The organism is Immundisolibacter sp. (genome assembly GCF_041601295.1).
Taxonomy (GTDB): Bacteria; Pseudomonadota; Gammaproteobacteria; order Immundisolibacterales; family Immundisolibacteraceae; genus Immundisolibacter.
Window position 1 is genome coordinate 1 of the sequence record NZ_JBFIII010000044.1, and the last position, 23,422, is coordinate 23,422.

Annotated in this window: 26 protein-coding genes, 1 tRNA gene and 1 other RNA gene; 7 read left to right on the forward strand and 21 right to left on the reverse strand. The window is 65.4% G+C overall.

Annotation, left to right across the window (positions count from 1 at the left end):
- Positions 1–276 precede the first annotated feature (276 nt).
- The 6 genes from ABZF37_RS07505 to acpS are packed head-to-tail and all read left to right on the forward strand — an operon-like array spanning position 277 to position 4,059.
- Positions 277–669 (forward strand): DUF4845 domain-containing protein, encoded by a 393-nt coding sequence (locus tag ABZF37_RS07505; RefSeq protein ID WP_372718449.1) that lies wholly within the window; start codon positions 277–279, stop codon positions 667–669.
- Positions 666–1,346: a ribonuclease III gene (gene rnc, locus ABZF37_RS07510; RefSeq protein ID WP_372718451.1), complete on the forward strand. Its 681-nt coding sequence runs from the start codon at positions 666–668 to the stop codon at positions 1,344–1,346. The genes ABZF37_RS07505 and rnc overlap by 4 nt, the downstream gene beginning before the upstream one ends.
- Entirely contained in the window at positions 1,339–2,244 is a 906-nt protein-coding gene (gene era / locus ABZF37_RS07515; protein WP_372718453.1) for a GTPase Era, read from the forward strand. Before rnc ends, era begins: the two co-directional genes overlap by 8 nt.
- On the forward strand, positions 2,237–2,953 hold the full coding sequence (gene recO / locus ABZF37_RS07520) for a DNA repair protein RecO (protein ID WP_372718455.1): 717 nt from the start codon (positions 2,237–2,239) through the stop codon (positions 2,951–2,953). Before era ends, recO begins: the two co-directional genes overlap by 8 nt.
- A 3-nt stretch (positions 2,954–2,956) precedes the next feature.
- On the forward strand, positions 2,957–3,682 hold the full coding sequence (gene pdxJ / locus ABZF37_RS07525; protein WP_372718457.1) for a pyridoxine 5'-phosphate synthase: 726 nt from the start codon (positions 2,957–2,959) through the stop codon (positions 3,680–3,682).
- Entirely contained in the window at positions 3,679–4,059 is a 381-nt protein-coding gene (gene acpS, locus ABZF37_RS07530; RefSeq protein ID WP_372718459.1) for a holo-ACP synthase, read from the forward strand. Before pdxJ ends, acpS begins: the two co-directional genes overlap by 4 nt.
- A 33-nt stretch (positions 4,060–4,092) precedes the next feature.
- Here the strand turns inward: acpS and ABZF37_RS07535 are convergent, their stop codons facing one another.
- The 6 genes from ABZF37_RS07535 to ABZF37_RS07560 form a co-directional block, all read right to left on the reverse strand.
- A complete protein-coding gene (locus ABZF37_RS07535) occupies positions 4,093–4,590 on the reverse strand; it encodes an aromatic-ring-hydroxylating dioxygenase subunit beta (protein ID WP_372718461.1) in 498 nt (165 codons plus the stop codon).
- Positions 4,591–4,627: 37 nt separating this feature from the next.
- On the reverse strand, positions 4,628–5,941 hold the full coding sequence (locus tag ABZF37_RS07540) for a Rieske 2Fe-2S domain-containing protein (protein WP_372718464.1): 1,314 nt from the start codon (positions 5,939–5,941) through the stop codon (positions 4,628–4,630).
- A 25-nt stretch (positions 5,942–5,966) separates the two neighbouring features.
- Positions 5,967–6,932: a dihydrodipicolinate synthase family protein gene (locus tag ABZF37_RS07545; RefSeq protein ID WP_372718466.1), complete on the reverse strand. Its 966-nt coding sequence runs from the start codon at positions 6,930–6,932 to the stop codon at positions 5,967–5,969.
- Positions 6,933–7,069: 137 nt separating this feature from the next.
- Complete coding sequence (locus tag ABZF37_RS07550) at positions 7,070–8,761, reverse strand: cation:proton antiporter (protein WP_372718468.1); 1,692 nt, start codon at positions 8,759–8,761, stop codon at positions 7,070–7,072.
- A gap of 122 nt (positions 8,762–8,883) precedes the next feature.
- A complete protein-coding gene (hemJ, locus tag ABZF37_RS07555) occupies positions 8,884–9,309 on the reverse strand; it encodes a protoporphyrinogen oxidase HemJ (protein WP_372718470.1) in 426 nt (141 codons plus the stop codon).
- A 15-nt stretch (positions 9,310–9,324) separates the two neighbouring features.
- The gene (locus tag ABZF37_RS07560; RefSeq protein ID WP_372718472.1) at positions 9,325–9,813 is read right to left on the reverse strand and encodes a TlpA disulfide reductase family protein; all 489 of its coding nucleotides are present in this window, start codon (positions 9,811–9,813) and stop codon (positions 9,325–9,327) included.
- A 147-nt stretch (positions 9,814–9,960) separates the two neighbouring features.
- Here ABZF37_RS07560 and cimA point away from each other — a divergent pair, with 147 nt between their 5' ends.
- Complete coding sequence (cimA, locus tag ABZF37_RS07565) at positions 9,961–11,571, forward strand: citramalate synthase (RefSeq protein WP_372718474.1); 1,611 nt, start codon at positions 9,961–9,963, stop codon at positions 11,569–11,571.
- Positions 11,572–11,779: 208 nt separating this feature from the next.
- Here the strand turns inward: cimA and orn are convergent, their stop codons facing one another.
- From orn to ABZF37_RS07640, 15 genes are all read right to left on the reverse strand, one after another.
- Entirely contained in the window at positions 11,780–12,325 is a 546-nt protein-coding gene (gene orn / locus ABZF37_RS07570; protein ID WP_372718476.1) for an oligoribonuclease, read from the reverse strand.
- A 116-nt stretch (positions 12,326–12,441) separates the two neighbouring features.
- Positions 12,442–13,044 carry a recombination mediator RecR gene (recR, locus tag ABZF37_RS07575; protein ID WP_372718478.1) on the reverse strand — a complete coding sequence of 201 codons (603 nt, stop codon included), beginning with the start codon at positions 13,042–13,044 and terminating at the stop codon, positions 12,442–12,444.
- Between the two features lie 7 nt (positions 13,045–13,051).
- Positions 13,052–13,372, reverse strand: coding sequence for a YbaB/EbfC family nucleoid-associated protein (locus ABZF37_RS07580; protein WP_372718480.1), 321 nt, complete (start codon positions 13,370–13,372; stop codon positions 13,052–13,054).
- Between the two features lie 34 nt (positions 13,373–13,406).
- Positions 13,407–15,038, reverse strand: coding sequence for a DNA polymerase III subunit gamma/tau (gene dnaX / locus ABZF37_RS07585; protein WP_372718482.1), 1,632 nt, complete (start codon positions 15,036–15,038; stop codon positions 13,407–13,409).
- Between the two features lie 29 nt (positions 15,039–15,067).
- An RNA gene (ffs, locus tag ABZF37_RS07590) (signal recognition particle sRNA small type) lies at positions 15,068–15,164 on the reverse strand.
- Between the two features lie 42 nt (positions 15,165–15,206).
- A tRNA-Ser gene (locus ABZF37_RS07595) sits at positions 15,207–15,297 on the reverse strand.
- Between the two features lie 76 nt (positions 15,298–15,373).
- The gene (rpsD, locus tag ABZF37_RS07600) at positions 15,374–15,988 is read right to left on the reverse strand and encodes a 30S ribosomal protein S4 (RefSeq protein WP_372718484.1); all 615 of its coding nucleotides are present in this window, start codon (positions 15,986–15,988) and stop codon (positions 15,374–15,376) included.
- 64 nt (positions 15,989–16,052) lie between these two features.
- A complete protein-coding gene (gene rluB / locus ABZF37_RS07605; protein ID WP_372718486.1) occupies positions 16,053–16,862 on the reverse strand; it encodes a 23S rRNA pseudouridine(2605) synthase RluB in 810 nt (269 codons plus the stop codon).
- Positions 16,852–17,421 (reverse strand): SMC-Scp complex subunit ScpB, encoded by a 570-nt coding sequence (scpB, locus tag ABZF37_RS07610; RefSeq protein ID WP_372718488.1) that lies wholly within the window; start codon positions 17,419–17,421, stop codon positions 16,852–16,854. Before scpB ends, rluB begins: the two co-directional genes overlap by 11 nt.
- A complete protein-coding gene (locus ABZF37_RS07615) occupies positions 17,421–18,230 on the reverse strand; it encodes a ScpA family protein (RefSeq protein WP_372718490.1) in 810 nt (269 codons plus the stop codon). Before ABZF37_RS07615 ends, scpB begins: the two co-directional genes overlap by 1 nt.
- The gene (locus ABZF37_RS07620; RefSeq protein WP_372718492.1) at positions 18,231–19,448 is read right to left on the reverse strand and encodes a tryptophan--tRNA ligase; all 1,218 of its coding nucleotides are present in this window, start codon (positions 19,446–19,448) and stop codon (positions 18,231–18,233) included.
- Positions 19,445–20,113 (reverse strand): site-2 protease family protein, encoded by a 669-nt coding sequence (locus ABZF37_RS07625; RefSeq protein ID WP_372718494.1) that lies wholly within the window; start codon positions 20,111–20,113, stop codon positions 19,445–19,447. Before ABZF37_RS07625 ends, ABZF37_RS07620 begins: the two co-directional genes overlap by 4 nt.
- A 36-nt stretch (positions 20,114–20,149) precedes the next feature.
- On the reverse strand, positions 20,150–20,953 hold the full coding sequence (locus tag ABZF37_RS07630; RefSeq protein ID WP_372718496.1) for a crotonase/enoyl-CoA hydratase family protein: 804 nt from the start codon (positions 20,951–20,953) through the stop codon (positions 20,150–20,152).
- A 24-nt stretch (positions 20,954–20,977) separates the two neighbouring features.
- Positions 20,978–22,639, reverse strand: a complete 1,662-nt coding sequence (locus ABZF37_RS07635; protein WP_372718498.1) for an acyl-CoA dehydrogenase family protein — start codon at positions 22,637–22,639, stop codon at positions 20,978–20,980.
- A 42-nt stretch (positions 22,640–22,681) separates the two neighbouring features.
- A partial coding sequence (locus ABZF37_RS07640; RefSeq protein ID WP_372718500.1) for an SDR family NAD(P)-dependent oxidoreductase occupies positions 22,682–23,422 on the reverse strand: 741 nt, incomplete at its 5' end.

Genomic DNA, 23,422 nt, shown 5'->3' on the forward strand with positions numbered 1-23,422 from the left:
CATCAACTGGCGGCGTATCGGCAGCAGCATTCCCTGAAGGTCACTGCCACGATTAAGGGGACGCTGAAGTATTCAGTGTTTCCCGCAGCGCACGAATGCGCTGCCAAAGTCTGTGGCTGTAAGCCACTGATTTTGTGAGCCATCGGAAAATCACGCTTTTCCGATGGCGGGCGCTGAGAAATCCAGGATGGATTTATTCAGCGCTTCTTTAAGCAGGCGGGTTCATAATGGGCCATGCCGTATTAACACTCGGCGTGTGAACTGAGAGGTGCTGGCATGCAAACGACGGTATCCGCCCGCCAGGGCGGCTGGTCCATGTTTTCGCTCAGCATTGCCCTTGCGGTGGCAGTGCTTTTCTTTATGGTCGGCCTGGCGATGTATCCGGGCTACTACGAGGCCTTTGCCGTACGCAAGGGAATCAATTCCCTGGCAGAAGACAGTAACGTCGGCGTAATGGCCAAGCCAACCATCTGGCGCTTGCTGGAAAAACGCTTCGACATGAGTGGGCTGTACAGCTTCACGCCCACCAAGGACGACCTGGTGGTCGAGTACGATAAGAAGACCAGCAAAAAGCGCATTGCGCTCGAATACGACTACAGGGCGCCGCTGTTCTACAACATCAGCATCGTTATGCACTTCAAGCACGAGATTCAGGTCGACGGTCCTTGACCGACCCGCTAGACCTCCTGCAACTGCACCTGGGACACCGTTTTTCCGACCCGGGACTGTTGCGCCTCGCGCTCACTCATCGCAGCGCGCGGCGCCAGCACAACGAGCGCCTGGAGTTCCTGGGTGACGCCGTGCTGGGATTCCTGATCGCCGAGGCGCTGTCGCAACGCTTTACGGGTGCCAGCGAGGGCGAGCTGACGCGGTTACGTGCCCGGCTGGTGAACGGAGACGCGTTGGCGGCCCTTGCCCTCGAGTTGCGGCTCGGCAGTTTTCTTGAGCTTGGGCTTGGCGAGCGCAAGAGCGGTGGTCATCGTCGCGCATCAATTCTGGCCGATGCGCTGGAGGCGGTGATCTGCGCCGTGTATCTGGACGCGGGCATGGACGTCTGCCGCGAACGGGTGCTGTCCTTGTTCGGCCCGACACTGGATCAACTGCAACCGGGCGAGGAGCTGAAAGACCCCAAAACCCGACTTCAGGAATGGCTGCAAAGCCGCGCTCTGGAGCGCCCACACTATCATCTGATCGACGAACAGGAGCAGGCCGGAGTTTGGCAGTTCACGGTCGAATGCCGGGTTCCCGCACTCGACCAACCCTGCCATGGCAATGGCGGTACTCGCCGGGCGGCCGAACAGACCGCCGCCGCGCTCGCCCTGGAACACCTGCAAGCCCATGTCTGAAACCCCACCCGTTGAACGCGCTGGCTACGTCGCCATCGTGGGTCGCCCCAACGTCGGCAAGTCCACCCTGCTCAATCGCCTGGTGGGGCAGAAACTCGCCATCACCTCAGCCAAACCGCAGACCACGCGCCATCGCCTGCTCGGCATCCGCACCGAGGATGGCATTCAGGCGGTTTTCGTGGACACGCCCGGCATGCACCCCGACGAAGGCCGCGCGCTGAACCGCTACCTGAACCGCACCGCCACCGGCGCCCTCGAGGGCGTTGATCTGGTGCTGGTGGTGCTGCAAGGCACGCACTGGACGCAGCAGGACCAGCGCGTGGTTGAACTGGTCAAGGCCGGTGGCCAACCGGCGGTGGCAGTGGTCAACAAGGTCGACCTGGTTACCGACAAGGCGGCACTGCTGCCACAGCTTGAGCGCCTGGGCGCGCAGGGCTGCTTCTCCGAGATCGTGCCTGTCTGCGCGCGCAAGGGCAGCGGCATCGATCGCTTGGTCCAGGTCGTCGGGCGCCTGCTGCCCGAAGGCGGGCCGTTGTTTCCGACGGATCAGGTCACCGACCGCAGCCAGTCGTTCCTGGCGGCCGAAATCGTGCGCGAAAAGCTCATGCGTCACCTGCACCAGGAGCTGCCGTACGTGTGCACGGTCAGCATCGAAAGCTTCGACGAGCAGCCGTCGGGCACCGAAATCGGCGCCGTAATCTGGGTCGAGCGAGCCAGCCACAAGGGCATCGTCATTGGCAAGGGCGGCACCATGCTCAAGCAGATAGGCAGCGAAGCACGCGTGGACCTGGAAACACTGCTGGAGACACACGTTTTTTTAAGGCTTTGGGTGCGCGAGCGCAGCGGCTGGACCGACGACGACCTCGCCCTGCGCACGCTCGGATACCAGAGTGACTAGCCGCGCGCCGATCCTGCTGGCGCCGGCCTATGTTCTGCATCGGCGGCCCTATCGGGACACCAGCCTGCTACTGGAGTGCTTCAGCCGCGACCATGGGCGCGTCGGTATCGTGGCGCGTGGCGGGCGTGGCCGCCTGGCCGGAGTGCTGCAGGCTTTCGCTCCGTTGCTGTTGTCCTGGGGCGGGTCGGGCGACCTCAAGACCTTGACTCAGGCCGAAGCGGACGGCTACGTCGATCCACCACGGGGGGCGGCGCTGGCCGCCGGTTTTTACTTGAATGAGCTACTGCTGCGTGCCTGTGCGCGGCTGGACGCGCACCCTGGCGTTTACCTTGCCTACCAACGCACCCTGTCGGCACTGACCACCCCGGCCGGCAGCGAGGCCGCGCTGCGCTATTTCGAGCGCGATCTGTTGGCCGAACTCGGCTACGGCCTGCTGCTGGAACACGACACGGACGGCGCGACCATCGACCCCGGCCGCCGCTACCACTATCGACCCGAGCGCGGCCCGATCCGGGCCGAGGATGGTGATCTGCCCGGAGCGGCCCTGCAGGCCCTGCACGCCAGCACGCTGACCGACGCCGGGCATCTTGCCGCCGGCAAGCGTCTGCTGCGGGCGCAGATCAGCTGGCACTTCGGCGACCGGCCCCTGAAAAGTCGCGAGTTCTACCACGCGCTGGCCGGCCGGCCGGCCGCCACAACACCGGACTGATCCATGCCTCTGCTGGGCGTCAATATCGACCACGTTGCCACGCTGCGTCAGGCGCGCCGCACGTCCTATCCCGACCCGGTCGCCGCGGCCTTCGAAGCACTGGCCGGCGGTGCCGATTTCATCACCCTGCACTTGCGTGAAGACCGGCGCCACATCCAGGACGCCGACCTGGCGACGCTACGTCAGCGCCTGCCATGCCGGATGAATCTGGAGATGGCCGTGACCGACCAGATGGTGGCCATCGCCTGCCGGCTACAACCCTCGGACTGCTGCCTGGTGCCCGAGCGACGCGAGGAACTGACCACCGAAGGTGGCCTCGACGTTGCCGGCCAGGAAGCGCGCATTGCACAGGCCGTGGCACAACTGAGCGCTGCCGGCATACAGGTATCGCTGTTCATCGATCCGGATCCCGCCCAGCTCGATGCCGCCCGGCGCTGCCGCGCGCCGCTGGTGGAACTGCACACCGGTCGTTACGCCGACGCCGAGCACCCCGACCCACGGACGCTGGAACTGGCGCGCATCCGCCAGGCGATTCAGTACGGCCGCGAACTCGGTCTGACCGTCAATGCCGGCCATGGCCTGAACCTCGACAATGTGGCCGCTGTGGCGGCCCTGCCCGGCGTGACCGAACTCAACATCGGCCACGCGCTGGTCGCCCGCGCCGTGTTCATCGGCCTGCGTGCAGCGGTGGCCGAGATCAAGCACGTCATCGCCAAGGCCCTGCCGTGATTGCTGGCATCGGCGTCGATATCGTGGCGGTGGCGCGCATCGCCCGTATCGTCGAGGAACACGGGGACGGATTCGCACGCCGCCTGCTGGCCCCTAACGAGTGGCCGGATTACGAAGCCGCCCGGGACCGGCCAGCGTTCCTGGCCAAGCGCTTTGCCGCCAAGGAAGCATTCGGCAAGGCATTGGGTACCGGCATCGCCGAGGGCGTGACCCTGCCGCAGATCGCGGTCAGCCACGACGCCTCAGGCCGGCCACTACTGGAACTGTCGGGCGCCGCCGCCGAGCACTGTGCCCGTCGCGGCATCGTCAGCTGGCACCTGAGCATCGCTGACGAACGGGATCAAGCCGTGGCCATGGTGGTGTTGGAAAGCGCCTAGCCCAGCGTTATCCGTAGTAGGGCCAACCACAGGTCAGACAAAGAAATTCAGATTCCGCGTACCGATGATGGCGTCGTCGCACTGCACGACGCGCCGTTGCAAGCGCAGCCCCTGCGGCGTGTCGGCAAACAGGTCCTCCCGCGCCGCGGAAAAGAAATACGGCGGCAGGTCGGAACCGCGCGTACGGTAGACCAGCACGTTGCTGTCCACGCGACACGTATCGGCGGAGTCAGTCGGGCGCAGGCGCACGTTGGTCACGAAATGCCGTGTCGCCGCTGGCGGGTTGTCCGCCACGCTGAAGCCCGGCGTGGACAGCTGCTCGCAGCGGGTGCGCAGGCTGGCCAGGTTTTCCAGGAACAGCGGCGCGCCGCTGGGACCCTCCTCGCCCTGCATGCGCACCAGGTTGGCGTACACGGCGTAATGCACGTCCTCGGCCAACGTGGCGTGCCAAGCCAGGAATTGCCGCGTGTCCAGCAGCGCGGCCTCGTCCATCAGGTGCTCATATACGCGGGCAAAAAGACGCTCGTCCAAGGCAATGTCCGTTCGGTGTTAGAGAGGAAATGCGCGCTCAGGGCGTGCGCATCAGGCCCTTCCAGTGCTTCAGGAAGTTGAATTGCTCGCACTCGGGCAGCATCGGGAAATAGGCCGTACCGGGGCCGCTGAAGTCATCCACCGGGGCGAAATTCAGTGCCGTCTCGAAGCTTGCCTGGCCCTGCCGGGCCTGGCTGCCCTGGCACACGTCGGTGACCGAGGACCACACGTCGACGTCGTCTTCCTCGAACACGCCCGTCATGCCAAAACCACGCACGCCGGCTTCGAGCACCTTCTGTCTCCATTCCTCACTCGCCTCGCGCTCGGCAAGGTACCAGGCGGTCAGTTCCATGGCATTCGGCCCCAGCGGCTGCCAGATGCGCAGCGTGCCGCCGGCGACTGGCTTGCCATTGCGCTCCAGGTCCAGCGCCGGCTGAATCCACGCCAGGTGCGGAAAGATGTTGCCGACCGTGACCACGTTGCGCCGCAGCAGGTCCAGTTGCGCCGGGCTGAGGGTTTTTTCGTACAGCCCGACAAGGTCCTGATGCAGGCCACAGTACGGCACCACATGGTCTTCTGGCACCACCGTGCTGACCGTGCCGTGCCCACCGGCCAGACTGACCTGGTGGCTGGAGCCCAACCCGGCCATGACCGCGGCGGTAGGCACGCCAATCAACTCCATGGCCGTCGGACCCAGATGGGTCGGGTACAGGTGCTGGTTGTCGGTGCCGAAGTTCAACGCGCCCATTTTCCAGTTGGCCCGCACCACCCAGCGCTGCGGCGGCGACAGCACCACCATGCCGCCTGGCGTGCGGTTGAAGTACAGGTCCAGGTAAAAACGCGAATCGCCCAGGTACTGGGCCAGGCTGACGGCTTGCGGATCGAAGGTGGCAAAGATCAGCCCGCCGTGGGTATCCACCTGCGCCACGGCCTTCAGCCCATTCGCGCGCTTATCCAGCTTGCCGGCATAGAAATCGTCAAAGCCAGTGGTCAGCAATTGCCCGGCGGTGTCGTAGGTCCAGCCGTGGTAGGGGCAGATCAGTTGCTTGGCATGGCCGGAATCGGCCCGGCACACCTTCACGCCGCGGTGCGAACAGCTGTTCAGAAATACGCCCACCCGCGAGTCCGGACCGCGCATGAGGATGACCTGATCCGAGCCCATGCGGCGGGTGACGTAGTCACCGGGGTTCGGGATTTCCGATTCATGGCCCACGAACAGCCAGCAGCGGTTGAAGATACGCTCGATCTCCAGCGCGTGAATCGCTTCGTCGACAAAGATCTGGCGACTCACGCGGGCGCTGCCATCGTCAACCAGGGTGTCCCAGTCCGGCTCGTTGCTGCGCATCAGCATCGGGGCTTCTCCAGTAAGGACGAACTCAGCAAACGCCAAGTTCGGACAATCGCTCGCGCAGCCACTCCACCCGCTGTGGCGAGGTCGGATGCACGGTCGGCAGGCTCGGCCCGGCCTTCAGGCCGATAGCCTCGTACCAGGGTTTGACGATGGCAAACGAGGCGGCATAGGTCTTGGTTTTGTACACGCCTTCCCAGGTAACCAGATCGTCCCAGAAGTTGGCTACCGGTCGCAATGCCTGCCAGTCTGCCTCGGCGCCGGCCCAGTCGCCCGCCTTGGCCTTGCGAATATAAGACGTCATCAGGTGACGCTTCTTGCCGTAGAGAATGTACGTAACTTCCGCCCACAGCACCTGGGAACCGTATTTCAGATCCTGCAGAAACAGCTCCTCCTGCGGGTCGGAAACAATGAAATCGGGCGGCAGGTCGCGGCGCAGCTTGAGCGTTTCGGCATACACCAGCCCGCCCTGCTTCATGCCCACCACGGTGTCGATTTGCGCCAGTCGGCGCAGCACGTCGTGGCTGAACAGGTTGCCAGCCAGATACGTGCGGTACAGGAACACCGCCAGGTGGGTGCAGTCGGTGAGGAACTTGAAGTAGTCGAAGATCTCGTCGTCGCTCTTGAGCTGCACGGCCGGATTCATGATTTCGGCACCGGTGTAGCCGAGTGACTCCACGAACTGCATCTGTTCCAGCGCCCGGCGCGGCGAGGACTCCAGAATGATGGTCCACAGGTCCATGCGCCCGGCCACCGCGTCGGCCATCACCTCGTGATAGCGGCGCCATTCGCTGGTGGTCATGTTCCAGCCCTCGGCCAGAAATCCGCCGACCACCAGGCCGGGAATGCCCATGTCGATATAAGCCTCGACGTTGTCGCGCAGGCCCGTCTCGTCCAGCCGGAAGTCTGGCGTGATCGGCGTCAGCGGCGCTTCGTAGTAATCCTGAATATGTTGCTTACACCAGGCCTTGGCATCCTTGCGATCAAACTGCATCGTCTCGGCTCCGTCTGAGAAACGCCTGCGCCGATCAGCGGCGACCGGGCAACTAGAGCACGATGCCGGGGTCAAGGGGAAGCCTTGGATGACTCAAGGACGCACCCCCGAAACAGCCGCCGAGTCGCCAGTGCGATCTACGACACCGCCTTTTCCAGCAGTGATTCGCGAGCGATCCGTTCCGACTTGTCCAGTGGAGTCGTGATCAGATCCACCGCTTCAGCGGCGGCATCCGCCATTGGCAGTAACACCAGGTCCACGCCGCGACTGCGCAGGGCCTGCAGATCGTCGGGTTGGTGGATAGCCACGGCGATGCGTTGCTGGTACCCGTGGTCGCGCAAGGAATCCACCAGTGCCAGGCGTGGGTCATCATGGGTCAAGCTGCCACCATGCACCGGAATAGCGCACACCACCCAGGTTGCGCTGCTCAACGGCAGCGCCTTGGCAAAGTCCGGGTCTGCTGCATCGCCGTAATGCGCTGGCAAACCCAATTGGCGCCAACGAGCAACCATCTCCGGGTCAAAGTCCACGCCCACCACGCTCAGGCCCCGTGCGCGCAGACCCTCGGCGATAGCGGTGCCGTAGCGCCCCAGACCGAAAATGATGACGTCCGCCCCCACCGGTAGCGGCTGTTCCTGGGCATGGCGGCCGGGATGGTCGCTCAACCAGCGCGCCAGCCACGGTTCAAGGCGTGCATAGATCGGCCCCGAATAAGTCACCAGGTAACTGCTGGCGCCAATACTGACCAGGCCCACAACCGTCACCAGTGCCTGCGTGGCGGTGTCGACCAGACCGGCCTGGACCGCCAAGGTCACCAGGATCAGCGAGAACTCACTGATCTGACCAACCGTAAGACTGGCCAGAAATGCCGTGCGCCGGCCGTACCCGGCCAAGCTCAGGATCGGCAGCACCAGCAGTGGCTTGCCGAGCAACACAAAAACCGACAGCGCCAGGGCCGGCAGCAGGCTGCCCTGCAACTGGCCAAAATCCAGGCTCGCGCCCAGGCTGACAAAAAAGAACAGCAGCAGAAAATCGCGCACGCTTGCCAGACGCGAGGCCAGCGCCTCGCGAAATGGCGTCGAGGCCAACGACACGCCGGCCAGCAAACCGCCCAGTTCCTTGCCCAAGCCCAGGGTGTCTGCCGTCCCTGCCAGCAAGGCGGCCCAGGCAATGGCAAAGGTCACCAGCAGCTCCGGCGAGCGCGCCAGGCGGGCCAGCAGCCCGTGCGCAAGGAACCGGATGAACAACAACACTGCCCCGACCAGCCCGGCCGCACCCAGCAAGGCCTGCGTCAGGCCGCTGTCCGTACCACCACGCAGCCCGGCCAGCAGGCCCATCAACACCACCACCAGCAAGTCCTGCGCGATCAGCAGGCCAAGCGCCACCCGGCCATGCAGCGAATCCACCTCGCCTTTGTCCCACAACAGCTTGATGACGATGATGGTGCTTGAGAAGGTCAGCACCACACCAACGACCACCGCTGTTTGCGCCGCCATGCCCAGCGCCAGACACAGGACCGCGCCGATCAACCCGGTGAACACCACCTGCGCGCTGCCGGTTGCGAGCGCCACCGGTCCCAGCGTGCGCAGCAGCCCTGGATCAAGCTTGAGGCCAACCAGAAACAGCAGCACCGCCACGCCCAGCTCGCCGAGCACCTGTACGTGGACGGCGCTGGACACCACGCCCAGCACGTCCGGCCCAGCCACGATTCCAGCCACGATGAAAGCCACGATCAACGGCTGGCGCAGCCGCTGGCCGATAAAGCCAAGCAAGGCACCCAGCACCAGCAGGGCGGCAATCTCGTTGAAAACGCTATGCGCGGCAGTCATAAACGGGCACGGTCAGGTCGGGCACAGGCTGCCCTGCCGGAACACCAGCAACTTACCTGCCAGTTCTTGCAAATTCGTGACGCTTGGGACGGCGCCAGAAATCCGGGCCGGTAGCGCGCCGCTCAGAACGGCTTAACGACGGTCAGGCATACCACCGCGATCAGGATTACCGTCGGCAGCTCGTTGAACACACGATAAAAACGCGCGCTGCGGCGGTTCTGGCCGTCGCGCAATTTGGCCATGTAGCGGCCACACAGCCAGTGGTAAACCACCAGCAAGCCCACCAGCAGCAACTTGGTGTGCAGCCAGCCGGCCTTGCTGTAGGCCGCCCACGCGTAGTCCACCAGCAAGGCCAGCCCGGCCAGCACGGTGACCACCGCGGCCGGCGTCATGATGGCCCAGAACAAGCGCCGTTCCATGATCTGAAAGCGCTGCCGCCCCGCTTGGTCGGTGCAATCAACGTGATAGACGAACAGCCGCGGCAGGTAAAACAGCCCGGCGAACCACGCCACCATGGCAATCAGGTGCAGGGACTTTAACCACAGCATCAGCTCATCTCCTTGTCAGGTACCGGCCAACAGGGGCAACAGCGCCACCCGCAGCTTGTCAATTGGCCACACACCCTCGTGTTTGGCCACAATCTGCCCGGTGCCGTCCACCAGCAGGAACTGCGGCGTTTGCGGCGGCACGCCCAACCGCCGCACGATCCGGGCGCTGATGTCGATCGCCACCGGAAACGGCAGCTTCAGCACCTTGTGCGCCACCATCACCCGGTTGGGTGGGTCGTAGGGCATAGCCAGTGCAATCAGTTCAAGGCCCTTGGGGTGCAATTCCCGGTACAGGCCCGACAAGTCGGGCATTTCAGCCACGCACGGCGCGCAGGTAGTGGCCCAGAACAAGATCAGCAGCGGCTGGCCGCGCAGCGCCTTGGTGCTCAGAATGCGGCCGTCGGTGATGGTAAAGGCCAGGTCGTCCGGCAAACGATCGGTGGCGGCATGGACCGGACCAACAAGCAGGCACAGGGTCAAGGCTGAGGTGAGCAAATAACGCATTTTCGCCAGAACTCCAATGGAGCCGCTATTGTGCCAGTCAGCGCCATGAGCCAAGGGGCCGTGGCGCCACAGCACCACAGAGCCTTCGGCGCTCACGCGGCAGCGCGTAAAATGGCGCTTTGCTCGATTATGTCAGGGTAAGCGACTGTGTCTGCGCCGCGCATTTTTGTTTACGACAGCACGCTGCGCGACGGCCAGCAGACGCAGGGGATCGATTTTTCGGTCGGCGACAAGCTGGCCATCGCCCGCGAGCTGGATCACCTGGGCGTCGATTACATCGAGGCCGGCTGGCCGGGCGCCAATCCGACCGACGATGCCGTGTTCGCGGCTGCGCCCACGTTCAAGCGCGCCCGTCTGGTCGCGTTCGGCATGACCCGTCGGCCTGGCCGGCTGGCCACTGAAGACCCAGGCCTCGCGCGTCTGATCGACAGCGGCGCACCGGCTGTCTGCCTGGTGGGCAAGACCTGGGACTTTCACGTCACAGTGGCGCTGCGCACCACGCCGGAGGAAAACCTTGCCATGATCGAGGACAGCCTCGCCCTGTGCGCCGCGGCCGGACGCGAGGCGATCTTCGACGCCGAGCATTTCTTTGACGGCTACAAGGCCAATCCGGCCTATGCGCTCGATTGCCTCCAGGCCGGTTTGCGTGGCGGCGCGCGCTGGATTGTGCTGTGCGACACCAACGGCGGCAGCCTGCCGCACGAGGTCGAAGCCATCGTCGGCGCCGTCGCCAGGATCATCCCTGGCGACCGACTCGGCATCCACTGCCACAACGATACCGAAAACGCCGTCGCCAACAGCCTGGCCGCGGTACGCGCCGGAGTTCGGCAAGTGCAGGGCACGCTCAACGGCCTCGGCGAGCGCTGTGGGAACGCCAACCTGATCTCGCTGCTGCCCACGCTGATGTTGAAACTCGGCTACGGCACCGGCCTTGACGAGGCGGACCTGGGCCACCTGACGCATGCCTCGCGCTTCGTCGACGAGCGCCTGAATCGCACCCCGAACCGGCATGCGCCGTACGTGGGCGAGAACGCCTTCGCCCATAAGGGCGGCTTGCATGTGTCGGCGGTCGAGAAGGACCCGCGCAGCTACGAGCACATCGCGCCCGAGCGGGTCGGCAACCACCGCAAGATTCTGGTCTCGGATCAGGCCGGACGGGCCAATGTGTTGGCCTTGCTGGACGAGGTGGGCCTGGAACTGGCGCCGGACGACCCCCGGGTCGCCAAGCTGGTGATCCTGGTCAAGGCCCGCGAGCTTGAGGGTTATACCTATGATGGCGCCGAAGCCAGCTTCGAGTTGCTGGCGCGGCAGTTACTTGAGGGCCTGCCACAGTATTTTGAGCTAGACAGCTTTCGCGTCATCGACCAGCGCCAGCTCCTGGACAGCCAGCTGGTCACGCTATCCGAAGCCACCATGAAAGTGCGCGTATCGGGCGAAATGCACATGACCGTAGCCGAGGGCAACGGCCCGGTTAACGCGCTTGACCGCGCTCTGCGCCATGCGCTGCTGTCGGCCTATCCGACCCTGGCCGAGCTGGTACTTACCGACTACAAGGTGCGGATTCTGGAGTCCGGTGCCGGCACCGGTGCGGTCACGCGGGTAATGCTCGAATGCAGCGACGCCAGTCGTCGTCGCTGGACCACCGTCGGCGCCTCCACCAACGTCATTGAAGCATCCTGGCAGGCGCTGTCGGACGCCATCACCTACAAGCTCTGGCACGACGCGGTGGGTAACGGCGCCACTGGCGAAGGAATCTGAAACTCGGACGTTCCGGATTCCTTGGTTGATTCAGATTCGCGGCAAGATAACGACGTCAATCATCGCGTAGGTTGGCTTGGACACGAAGCGCCGTAACCCAACAACTATCGCCATCTGCCGCAGATCGTCGGGTTATGGCAACGCCTGACCCAACCCGCACAGTCGTGCCTTCAATGCGAACGGAATGCGACGCCCCGGATGGACGTATTCAGACTTTGAGCAAATGCTCGCGATAGTGGCGCAGCTCGCGGATCGAGTCGTGCACATCTTCCAGCGCCTGGTGCGATGAACGCTTCTTGAACGAAGCCAGGACATCCGGCGCCCAGCGCTGGGCAAGTTCCTTCAGCGTGCTGACGTCAAGGTTGCGGTAGTGGAAGTAGGCTTCCAGCTCCGGCATCAGGCGCGCCATGAAGCGCCGGTCCTGACAGATGCTGCTGCCACACATTGGCGACTCGTTACGCCCGACATGTCGGCGCAGGAAATCCAGCGTCTGGCGCTCCGCCTCGGCGGTGTCCACGGTCGAACTGCGAACCCGCTCAACCAGCCCGGTCTTGGTGTGCTGCCGGGTGTTCCACTCGTCCATGCCGGACAGCATTTCCTCGGTGGTGCGCACCGCCAGCACCGGGCCTTCGCCGAGCACGTTAAGGTCCGCGTCGGTGACCACGGTGGCGATCTCGATAATGGCATCCCACCCTGTATCGAGCCCGGTCATTTCGAGGTCAATCCAGATCAGCGGGCCGGGTTTGGGAGGCATCAGACATCCAGTGTGGCAAATACAGACAGCGGCCACCCCGACGTAACGGCAGGCGACAGCAAGGGGAAAGCTAGCGGTCGTGGACTATAACATGCAGCGCCGAGCCACCTGTCGCCTCATTCCACGTAATCGCGCCGGCCGTTAAGCGCCTGACGCAAGGTGCCGCCATCCACGTATTCCAGCTCGCCGCCCATGGGCACGCCATGGGCGATCCGGGTGCTGCGAATGCCGCGGTCACGCGCCAGTTCGGCCAGATAATGGGCCGTGGCTTCGCCCTCGACCGTGGGATTGGTGGCCAGGATCAGTTCCCGCACCTCACCCTGCTCCAGGCGCTGTTGCAGGCGGTGCAGTTCAAGCTCCTCGGGCCCGATACCGTCCAGCGGCGACAGGTGGCCGTGCAATACGTAATAAAGACCCTGATAGCCCGCCGCCTGGTCAATGGCCTGCACATCGGCGGGACTCTCCACCACACACAGCAGGGCACGATCGCGCTGCGGCGAGCTGCAAACCGCGCAGATCTCCTGCTCGGTGAGGTTGCGGCACAACTGGCAGCGGCCGATGCGGTCCATGGCCTCGATCAGCACCTGAGCCAGGCGCCGGCCGCCGTCGCGATCACGCACCAGCAGGTGGAAAGCCATGCGCCGGGCAGACTTCGGACCCACCCCAGGCAAACGCTGCAGAGCGCCCACCAGGCTGTCGATCAAGCCGCCGTGCGCCATCCGAACCTCAGAACGGCAGGTTAATGCCGGGCATATTCAGACCGCCCAGCGCGCCGCCCATATGCTCCTGCGTCGCCTGTTCCACCTTGCGCAGAGCGTCGTTGACCGCCGCCGCGACCATATCCTCAAGCATGTCGCGATCGTCGCCGAGCAGACTGGGGTCGATACTGACGCGGCGCACCTGATGGTTGCAGCTCATGGTCACGCCGACCAGACCACCACCAGCGGCACCGCTGACTTCAATGGCCGCCAATGCCTGCTGCGCTTTTTGCATCGCTTCCTGCATGCGCTGCGCCTGCTGCACGAGCTGATTCATGTTGCCTTTCATGCGATTTCCTCTTAGCGTTCGCTGGGCTGCAAGTCTACTCGCCGGTTGCCGCCGAGCCGTCGATAATGCGCGCGTCCAGGGTGTCGATCAGACCACTGACGACCGGATCACTTTCCAGTGCCGCCCGCGCCTGTGCCTGCCGGGCAGCGACCGCACGCGCCGTGATCTGCGCCGGCGTGTCGCCGTTTGCCTCGGCGCCCGCAAAATCAACGCGCGCCGGCTGGCCGAGCAGCCCCGACAGGGCATCGATCAACGCCTGTTTCGCCGATGGCGTCAACAGCGCGCGACTGCGCGCGTCCACGGTCAGGTCAAAGCGTTCGCCCTGCCGTCGCAGCAGCGTGCAGTGCTGGGCCAACTGCGCGCCCGCACCCCGCAAATTCAGTCGCGCCACCAGCGCCGCCCAGTCGTCGGTATCTGCCGCCGGGTCTGCCTCGGGCCGCGCAGCCTTGGCAACAGGCGGCACCGGGGGCGGTGGTGACACGATGGGCGCAGCCACCGGGCCGGTGGGCTCCGGCCGTGAAGCAGTGGGCGTGGCGCTTGGCCGCGTCGCACGCGTGGCCGGGACCGGCGGCATCTCGGCGGTCGCCGGTCGAAACACCAGCAGCCGCAACAGCACCATCTCAAGACCACTGGCCGGGTCCGGCGCCAGCGGCAAATCGCGCCGGCCGGTCAAGGCCATCTGGTAATACAGCTGGACATCCTCGGCGGCAATGCGTTCGGCGAGCGCCTGCACCACCACGGGGTCAGCATCTGCCGCCAGGGTCGCCTCGGGCACCGCCTGGCGCACGGCCACCTGGTGCAACAGGCGCAGCAGGTCTTCGAGTACCGAACTGGCGTCGGCGGCCTGGGCGTTGACCTCGGCCACAGCCGCCAGCAACGCCGGGCCATCGCCGTCCGCCAGCGCGTTCAGCAGGCGCACGCCGAAGCTGCGATCCAGTGTGCCCAGCATGGCCTGTACGGCGGGCGCGTGCAGCTCGCCGCCGCCATGCGCCAGCGCCTGGTCGAGCAAGCTCAGCGCGTCACGCATGCTGCCGGCGGCGGCGCGCGACAGCAGATCCACCGCCAGCTCGTCGACCGCGACGTTCTCGGCCATCAACACGCGGCTCAACTGCCCGCTCACCTGCTCCGGGGTCAACGCGCGCAGGTTGAACTGCAGGCAACGCGACAGAATAGTCGGCGGGATCTTCTGCGGGTCGGTCGTGGCAAGCAGGAACTTGATGTGCGGCGGCGGCTCCTCAAGTGTCTTGAGCAACGCGTTGAAACTGCTCTTGGAGAACATGTGTACCTCATCGATGAGGTACACCTTGTAGCGGCCCTGGGTCGGGGCGTACTGCACGTTGTCCAGAAGCTCACGGGTATCGTCCACACCTGTGCGCGAGGCGGCATCGACCTCGATCAGGTCCATGAAGCGTCCGGCATCGATCGCGGCGCAGGCCGCGCATACACCGCACGGCTCGGCACTGACGCCTTGATCGCAGTTGAGCGCCTTGGCGAACAGCCGCGCCACGGTGGTCTTGCCCACGCCACGGGTGCCGGTAAACAAGTAAGCGTGGTGCAGGCGATCGCTGGCCAGCGCGTTGCCCAGAGCCCGGCGCACATGCTCCTGACCGACCATGTCGGCGAAGCGGCGTGGGCGCCACTTGCGGGCCAGCGCCTGGTAACTCATGTGGCGATCGGGTTCGCTAGGGCGGCGGAACCTGCCAGCCTGACCCCGGCACCTGCATCGGTCGCTACCGTTGCTCCCTTCCGGGCCTGGCGGGGTTCACGACTTATCACCGCGGGGGGACTGGCAGGCCCGCCATAGAACATGGCGGCCTGGGACAACATACAAGACTGGCGGAGAGGGAGGGATTCGAACCCTCGATACGCTTTTGACGTATACACACTTTCCAGGCGTGCTCCTTCAACCACTCGGACACCTCTCCGGGAATCGGCCCCAGCCGCAAGGAGCATCGAGCGCGGCCAGTGCAGGCGCGGACCGTGTGCGATCCGCGCCGGTGGTCAGCTGACGCGAGAGTAGTACTCGACGACGAAATTTTCCTGCACTTCTAGCGGAATGTCGGCGCGATCCGGGGCATGGCGGAAGGTGCCGGTCATCTTGGTGGTGTCGATGTCCAGGTAGTCCGGCACACTCAGGGACGGTGATTGCAGGGTCTCGACAATCACCGGGTGCGCACGGCTGGACTCGTCGACGCCAATCACGTCGCCCGGGCGCAGCTGGTAGCTGGGAATGTCCAGCCGCCGGCCGTTGATGGTGACGTGACCGTGCTTGACGATCTGGCGGGCGGCCGGGATGGTCGGTGCAAAGCCAAGCCGAAATGCCACATTGTCCAGACGCGACTCCAGCAGCGTGAGCAGATTCTTGCCGGTATCGCCCTTGCGTCGGGCGGCGGTCTTGAAATACGTACGCAGCTGACGCTCGCCCAGGCCATAGTTGTAGATGAGCTTTTGTTTCTCATCCAGGCGCAGTCGATAGTCGCTTGGCCGGTTATTGCGGCGAGCACCGTGCTGGCCGGGCGGGTTTGCGCGCACGCCATCGGTCTTGCGGGTCAAACCCGGCAACTGCTGCTGAAAACGCCGTACTACTCTGAGCCGGGGACCGGTATACCGTGCCATCTAGTTCTGTTTCCTGACCGGAAAAAAACGCCGGACAGATGCCCGGCGTTTAAAAATAAGCGGGCTATCTTAAACGCGGCCGTGCCCGGGTTTCAAGCCGACGATTCGCGGAGCGACGCGGCGTGGCCGGTCTTTCGCTCACCGCGGCCAGTTCCTGCGCAGTCGCCTCACGCCATTGCCCGCGCGCCAGTGCCCTCGGCAATGCCAGCGGACCATAGCGTACGCGTAGTAAACGACTGACGGTGATCCCCTGCGATGCCCACAATCGGCGCACCAAACGGTTGCGTCCCTCGTCCACGATGACATGGAACCACTGATTCAGGCCGGCGCCCCCAGCGGCGGTAATTGTCAGAAAACGCGCTGGACCGTCTTCCAGTTCCACCCCGCCACGCAAGCGGTCGAGCATGGCCTGATCCACCTGCCCCCGCACCCGAACCGCGTATTCCCGCTCCTGATGATTGCCCGGGTGCATCAGCCGGTGCGCCAGGTTGCCATCAGTGGTCAGCAGCAACAAACCCGAGCTGTTGATGTCTAGGCGACCCACGCTGATCCAGCGGCCGCCGGGCAGCGGCGGCAGGCGATCGAACACGGTTGGGCGTCCTTCCGGGTCGCGCCGCGTGCAGACCTCGCCTTCAGGCTTGTGGTACAGCATCAGTCGCGCCTTGGCGGGGGCAGCGAGCACCACCGCCTGGCCGTCCACCACCAGACGATCAGCGCCAGTCACGCTCTGGCCCAGCACCGCCTGCTGATCATTCACGCGCACCCGCCCGGCGCGAATCCAGTCCTCAATCTGCCGCCGCGAGCCCAGGCCCGCCCGGGCCAGCACCTTGTGCAGACGCTCGCCGGAGGCGGCACCGTTGCGATCAGGTTTCATGGGCGGCTTCGGGGGGCGGCAGCATGTCCAGTTGCAACTCGACCAAGGCCGGGTCAGACAGATCCGCAAGATCCGGCAGCTGAGCCAGGCTACGCAAGCCGAAGTAATCAAGGAACGCCTTGGTAGTGCCAAATACGGCCGGCCGGCCCGGCACCTCGCGATGACCCACCACCCGTACCCAGCCGCGATCGAGCAGTGTCTTCAGGAGCCCGCCACTGAGGGAAACGCCGCGGATCTGTTCGATGTCAGCGCGGGTCACCGGCTGCCGGTAAGCAATGATGGCCAGCGTTTCAAGCGTCGCACGCGAGTAACGCGGCGCGCGCTCGGCCAGCAGTTGCGCCACTGGCGCGGCGTACTGGGTACGCACCTGGTAGCGATAACCGCCCGCGACCTGGGCCAGTTCCAAAGCCCGGCCGGCGCACTCCAGCGTGAGCTCGTCCAGCGCCTGCCTGACGTCGTCCCGACTGGTGCCATCCGGCAGCAGGCGCAGCAGGCGATCGATATCCAGCGGTTCGCTGGCTACCAGCAGCGCGGACTCGATGACTCGCAGGGTCTGCATCAGGCGGCTGGACGCAAGTAAATGGGGCCGAAGGCCTCGTGCTGGGCCAGCTCGATCAGCTGCTCGCGCAGCAGTTCCAGAATCGCCAGAAAGCTCACCACTACCCCGGCACGTCCCTCGGCCGGCAGCAACAGCGTCGGCAGCGAGGTGAACTCACCGACGGTCAGGCGTTCCAGGATGGCGGTCATGCGCTCCCGCACTGACAGCGCCTCGCGGCGCACCTGATGGTGCGCGTTCAGCGCGCCGCGCGCGAGTATCTCGGTCAGAGCGGCCACCAGCTCCGCCAGCGTGACCTGCGCCTGCGCGGGCGGCAGCTCCTGCGCGGGCAGGGCGACCGACAGCGGCAGCAGGTCGCGGCCAAACTGGGGCAAGGCTGCCAGGGTTTCACTGGCATCGCGAAAACGCGCGTAATCCTGCAGGCGACGTACCAGCGCGGCGCGCGGGTCGTCTTCCTCCTCGACCCCCGCCGGGCGCGGCAGCAGCATGCGCGATTTGATCTCCGTGAGTACCGCGGCCATCACCAAATAATCCGCCGCCAGCTCCAGGCGCAGGCCGCGCAGCAACTCGACGTAGGCCATGTACTGCGCCGCCACCTCGGCCACCGGGATGTCCAGAATGTCGAAATTCTGGCGGCGAATCAGCCACAACAGCAAATCCAGCGGCCCCTCGAACGCCTCCAGGAATACCTCCAGCGCGTCCGGCGGGATGTACAGGTCCTCGGGAAGGCGGGTCAGTAGCTCGCCACGCACCCGCGCCAGGGGAAATTCCTGCTGTTTTGGCGCCTCCGCAGTGATGGCCGCGACGGTCATTCAGCGATAACCCAAGCCCATGACCTGACGCACTTCGTCCAGCGTCTCGCGCGCCACCTCGCGCGCCTGCTCGCAGCCGGCGGCGACGATCTCCCGCACCAGGCCGGGATCGTCCTCGAACGGCCGGGCGCGCTCGCGAATCGGAGCCAGTTCCGCCTCGACCGCCTCAATCAGCGGCTGCTTGCAGTCCAGACAACCGATGGCGGCGCTGCGGCACCCTTCCTGCACCCAGGCCCGACGCGCCTCGTCCGAATACACCTGATGCAAACCCCACACCGGGCACAGGGCTGGGTCCCCCGGATCCGTACGCCGCACCCGCGCCGGGTCGGTTGGCATGGTCCGCAGCTTGTGTGCCACGGTATCGGTGTCCTCGCGCAGGCCGATGGCGTTGCCGTAGGACTTGGACATCTTGCGCCCGTCCAGACCCGGCATCTTGGCCGTCTCCGTCAGCATCGGCTGCGGCTCGCGCAACACGATGATGCCGCCTCCCTCCAGATGGCCCAGCAACCGCTCGCGGTCGCCCAGACTGATATTGGCCTGTGCGTGCACCAGCGCCTGCGCCACCTGCAACGCCGAGGTTTCGCCACGCTCCCGGTAGGCGCGGCGGTTGTCCTCGTACAGTCGAGCCTGCTTCTTGCCGAGCTTGCGCAGCGCCGCCTGCACGCGCGCCTCGAACTCCGGCTCGCGGCCGTACAGATGGTTGAAGCGGCGTGCCACCTCGCGCGTGAGCTCAAGATGCGCCACCTGATCCTCGCCCACCGGCACCAGGGTGGCCTTGTACATCAGGATGTCGGCGCTTTGCAGCAACGGATAGCCCAGAAATCCGTAGGTAGCCAGATCCTTGTCCCGCAGCTGTTCCTGCTGATCCTTGTAGGTCGGCACCCGCTCCAGCCAGCCCAGCGGCGTGATCATCGACAGCAGCAGGTGCAGCTCGGCGTGCTCCGGCACCCGCGACTGCACGAACAGCACCGCGCTGCCCGGATCGACCCCGGCCGCCAGCCAGTCGACGATCATCTCGTAGGTGTGCCCGGCCACCTCGTAAGGAGCGTCGTACTCGGTGGTCAGTGCATGCCAGTCGGCGGCAAAGAAAAAACAGCGGTGCTGGTGCTGCAGGCGCACCCAGTTCTTCAGCACCCCGTGGTAGTGGCCTAAATGCAGCCGGCCAGTCGGGCGCATGCCCGACAGCACCCGGTTGTTCGGCGAAGCCAATGTATTCAAGCAGACCCTCCCAGGCCAACCACGAACAACAACATGCCGTTCAGGCTCTGCATTATCGGGTGCAGCACGCGCCCGAGGACGCCGCTGGTCAGCAGCAGCAACACCACGATCAGGCCATACGGCTCGATGGCCGCAACCGTCATGGATTGGCGGTCCGGCAGCAGTCCCACCAGAACCCGCCCACCATCAAGCGGCGGCAGCGGGACCAAGTTAACCACCATCAGCACCAGGTTAATGACAATACCCGCCTGCGCCATGAAGAACAGCGGCTGGGCTACCCACGGCATCGTTGCCAGCAAAGCCACGGCCAGGCGCAGCAGCAGGGCCCAGCCAAGCGCCATGATGAGGTTCGACAAGGGCCCCGCCAACGCCACGATGGCCATGTCGCGCTTTGGGTTGCCAAGGTTGCGATAGCCGATCGGCACCGGCTTGGCCCAGCCGAACAGGAACCCACCGGGCAGCAGCAGCATGATCAACGGCACCAGCACGGTGCCGACCGGGTCGATGTGCTTTAGCGGGTTCAGCGTGAGCCGCCCCATCATCTGCGCCGTGCGGTCGCCCAGGCGGCTCGCCACGTAGCCATGCGCGACCTCGTGCACGGTGATGGCGAACAGCACCGGCAAGGCCCAGATGGCGATTTTCTGTAGCAGGGAAAAATCAGGCATGGTGTTGTTCGCGCGGCGGACCGCCGGGCGGCTGCCTCAGCGTCCCTGGTACTGACCCGGGCGCTTGTCGAAGAACGCCGACAGCGCCTCGGCATGATCCTCGGTGCCGTGACACGCCGCCTGCAAGGCAGCGCAGTAATCCAGAAAAGGCTTCAGGTCCATATGCTGACCGGCGCGCAGCAGGCGCTTGCCGATGCGCAGCGCCTGCGGCGGCTTGGCCGCGATCTGCGCGGCGAGTTCACGGGCACGTGCCATCAGCGCCTCGGGGGCCAGCACTTCGAGCACGATGCCGATGCTCAGCGCCTCGTCGGCGTTCACCAGACGCCCGGTGAAGGTCAGTTCCGCCGCCCGCTGGTGACCGAGCGCACGCGGCAAAAACCAGGCCCCGCCGTCGCCCGGAATGATGCCCAGGTTCAGGAAGGTCTCGCCAAAACGCGCCTTCGTGGACGCCAGACGCAGGTCACACATCATGGCGATATCGAAGCCCGCACCCACCGCCGCACCGTTGACCGCGGCGATCACCGGCACCTCCAGTTCATACAGCGCCAGTGGAATGCGCTGGATGCCCAGCCGGTAGGACTGCTGGATGTCCATGGCGCTGCCGCCGAAGATGCCCTCCTTGGCCTGCATTTTCTTGACATTGCCGCCCGACGAGAACGCCTCACCGGCGCCAGTGACAATCAGCACCGAGATTTCCGGCCGTGCGGCAATGCTGCCAAGCACCGACACGATCTCGTCGATCATGCCCTCGTCGCTGATGGCATTGCGCGTGGCCGGCTGGTTGAAGGTGAGGGTCGCGACACGGTCCGCGACCTCGAAAATGACGTGCTGATAACTCATGAGATGTCCGGTTGGCGGGCAGGATTACAGGGTACAGCGACCGGCGTCCACGACATGGGCGGCGACGCGCTGGCGCAGCGCCATCACGTCCGCGGCCGGTCGCGCGACGGCCGGCGCGGCGATGTCAAGGTGCGTGGCTGCCTCGGCGGCCAACTGAGCCACCTGCGTGGTCGCCTGGGCCAGCACCAGCAGCGCCACATCAGCGTGCACCGCCTGGCGGCGCGGGTGGCGGGCCACCCGCAAGGCGGTCGATTCGGCCAGATAAATGGCCGTCATCATGTCTGCCAGGTGAGCCATCAGCTCCTGGTCAACGTCGAAGCCCTTGCCGCTGCCGTGCTGCTCTAGAGCGGCGCTGAAACAGACGGCGTGGGCCAGCTTCATGCTGGCCAGCGGGTCGTCGCTGGCGGCGCCCGCCAGCCCGAGCTCGCCAGCACCGAGTTTCTTGAGCAAGGTGCGCGGCATGACGATGCGGTTGATCTCGTTGGTGCCTTCATAAATGCGGGCGATGCGTGCGTCGCGCAGGTATTTGGCGGCCGGGTATTCCTCCAGAAAGCCGTAACCACCGAACATCTGCAGCGATTCGTCGGCCACCCGGCCGAGCAGCTCGGAGCCCGCGATCTTGGCGATCGAGCACTCCAGCGCGAAGTCCTGCAAGGCCGACAGCTTGGCCGAGGCGGCGCGCCCGCCGGCATTGGCCAGCGCGTCGATGGCGCCACCGGCGCGGTAGATGGCGCTCTCGGCGGCATAGATATCGGCCGCTGCCTGGCCGATCTTGCGCCGGATCATGCCGAAATCGGCTACCGACTGGCCGAACTGCTTGCGCCCGGTGGCGTAGTCGAGCGCGGCATCCAGCGCGCACTTGGCGCTGCCCAGCGCCGTGCCGCCCAGCTTGTACCGGCCATTGTTCAGAATGTTGAACGCGATCACATGGCCGCGGCCAATCTGGCCGAGCACGTGCTCGCGCGGGATGCGCGCGTCCTGCAGGATCACCTGCCGCGTGGACGAGCCGTCCATGCCCAGCTTGTGCTCCTCGGCGCCCAGGCTCACGCCCGGCGCGTCAAACGGCACGATGAAACAAGTGAATCCGCTCGCCCCGTCCACCTCGTCCTGCACCTTGGCGAACACGAAACCGACATCGGCGATGCCGGCGTTGGTGATGAACTGCTTGGTGCCGGTCAGGCGCCACGCGCCGCCGTCCAGCACCGCCGTGGTGCGCGCGGCCAGCGCATCGGAGCCCGAGCCCGGCTCGGTCAGGCAGTAACACCCCCGCAGCTCGCCGCTGGCGAAGCCCGGCAGCCAGGCGGCCTTCTGCGCATCGCTACCGAACAACGCCACCGGCAACGAACCGATGCCGTTTTGCACCATCAGCGTCAGCATGAAGGATTGCTCGCGGGCCGTGCTCTCCAGCACCCGCATCGATACCGGCAGCGGCAGGTCCAGGCCACCGTGTTCTTCCGGCAGGTCGAGCATGGTCAGGCCAAGCTCGGACGCCTGGCGCATCAGCCCTTCCAGCACGCCGGGGGCCTTGGCCTCGATGGCGGCCAACTGCGGCCACACCTGCTCGTCGCAAAAGCGCCGCGCGGTGTCGAACAGCGCCTGCTCCTCGGCGCCGAAATCCTCGGGCGTGAAAATACCGCCCGGCGCCTGCGACGGGTCCAGAAAGGCGCCGCCGTGTGTATCGCTCATGATTGATTGGTTAGCGGAAGTGACTAAAAAAGTCCGGGTTTGTCATTTGGGCGCGAGCCGGATGGCGCCGTCCAAACGTATGGTCTCGCCGTTCAGCAGCACGTTTTCGACGATGGTCTGCACCAGCGCCGCATACTCGGCCGGATCGCCCAGGCGCGGCGGAAACGGCACACTGGCACCCAGGCTCTGCTGCACGGATTCGGGTAGCGATTCTAGCATCGGGGTCAGGAACAGCCCCGGCGCGATGCTCATCACGCGAATGCCGTGGCGGGCAAACTCGCGCGCCAGGGGCAGCGTCATGCCGACCACCCCGCCCTTGGAGGCGGAGTACGCCGCCTGACCGATCTGGCCGTCGAAGGCCGCCACCGAAGCCGTATTCACAATCACGCCCCGCTCGCCATCGGCACGCGGCGTGTTGCCCTGCATCCGAGCCGCGGCCAGGCGCACCAGGTTGAAGGTACCGACCAGGTTGATGCCGACCGTGCGCGCGAATTGCTCCAGCGGCATCGGTCCGGTCTTGCCCAGCGTCAGTCCCGCGCCAACCACGCCGGCGCAACTGACCGCCAGATCCAACCCGCCCATGGCCATCAGTCCATCGTCGAGCGCCGCTTCCAGCGCCGCGCCATCGGTCACGTCCACCGCCCGAAACTGCGCCCGCTCGCCGAGCGTCGCAACCGCCGCCGCACCTGCGTCGGCATTCACATCGAGCAACAAGGCCCGCCCGCCGGCCGCGATCACGCGCCTGGCAGTCGCCAGCCCCAAACCCGACGCACCGCCGGTGAC

What these genes read in the sequence shown, in the direction of transcription:
- ABZF37_RS07550 (WP_372718468.1), bottom strand. Translation starts at nt 8,761, where the DNA reads ATGACTGCCGCGCATAGCGTTTTCAACGAGATTGCCGCCCTGCTGGTG.
- pdxJ (WP_372718457.1), top strand. Translation starts at nt 2,957, where the DNA reads ATGCCTCTGCTGGGCGTCAATATCGACCACGTTGCCACGCTGCGTCAG.
- orn (WP_372718476.1), bottom strand. Translation starts at nt 12,325, where the DNA reads ATGCCTCCCAAACCCGGCCCGCTGATCTGGATTGACCTCGAAATGACC.
- ABZF37_RS07505 (WP_372718449.1), top strand. Translation starts at nt 277, where the DNA reads ATGCAAACGACGGTATCCGCCCGCCAGGGCGGCTGGTCCATGTTTTCG.
- ABZF37_RS07560 (WP_372718472.1), bottom strand. Translation starts at nt 9,813, where the DNA reads ATGCGTTATTTGCTCACCTCAGCCTTGACCCTGTGCCTGCTTGTTGGT.
- rpsD (WP_372718484.1), bottom strand. Translation starts at nt 15,988, where the DNA reads ATGGCACGGTATACCGGTCCCCGGCTCAGAGTAGTACGGCGTTTTCAG.
- ABZF37_RS07635 (WP_372718498.1), bottom strand. Translation starts at nt 22,639, where the DNA reads ATGAGCGATACACACGGCGGCGCCTTTCTGGACCCGTCGCAGGCGCCG.
- hemJ (WP_372718470.1), bottom strand. Translation starts at nt 9,309, where the DNA reads ATGCTGTGGTTAAAGTCCCTGCACCTGATTGCCATGGTGGCGTGGTTC.
- ABZF37_RS07630 (WP_372718496.1), bottom strand. Translation starts at nt 20,953, where the DNA reads ATGAGTTATCAGCACGTCATTTTCGAGGTCGCGGACCGTGTCGCGACC.
- ABZF37_RS07615 (WP_372718490.1), bottom strand. Translation starts at nt 18,230, where the DNA reads ATGACCGTCGCGGCCATCACTGCGGAGGCGCCAAAACAGCAGGAATTT.
- era (WP_372718453.1), top strand. Translation starts at nt 1,339, where the DNA reads ATGTCTGAAACCCCACCCGTTGAACGCGCTGGCTACGTCGCCATCGTG.
- ABZF37_RS07545 (WP_372718466.1), bottom strand. Translation starts at nt 6,932, where the DNA reads ATGCAGTTTGATCGCAAGGATGCCAAGGCCTGGTGTAAGCAACATATT.
- recR (WP_372718478.1), bottom strand. Translation starts at nt 13,044, where the DNA reads ATGGCGCACGGCGGCTTGATCGACAGCCTGGTGGGCGCTCTGCAGCGT.
- dnaX (WP_372718482.1), bottom strand. Translation starts at nt 15,038, where the DNA reads ATGAGTTACCAGGCGCTGGCCCGCAAGTGGCGCCCACGCCGCTTCGCC.
- rluB (WP_372718486.1), bottom strand. Translation starts at nt 16,862, where the DNA reads ATGAAACCTGATCGCAACGGTGCCGCCTCCGGCGAGCGTCTGCACAAG.
- ABZF37_RS07580 (WP_372718480.1), bottom strand. Translation starts at nt 13,372, where the DNA reads ATGAAAGGCAACATGAATCAGCTCGTGCAGCAGGCGCAGCGCATGCAG.
- ABZF37_RS07625 (WP_372718494.1), bottom strand. Translation starts at nt 20,113, where the DNA reads ATGCCTGATTTTTCCCTGCTACAGAAAATCGCCATCTGGGCCTTGCCG.
- scpB (WP_372718488.1), bottom strand. Translation starts at nt 17,421, where the DNA reads ATGCAGACCCTGCGAGTCATCGAGTCCGCGCTGCTGGTAGCCAGCGAA.
- ABZF37_RS07540 (WP_372718464.1), bottom strand. Translation starts at nt 5,941, where the DNA reads ATGCTGATGCGCAGCAACGAGCCGGACTGGGACACCCTGGTTGACGAT.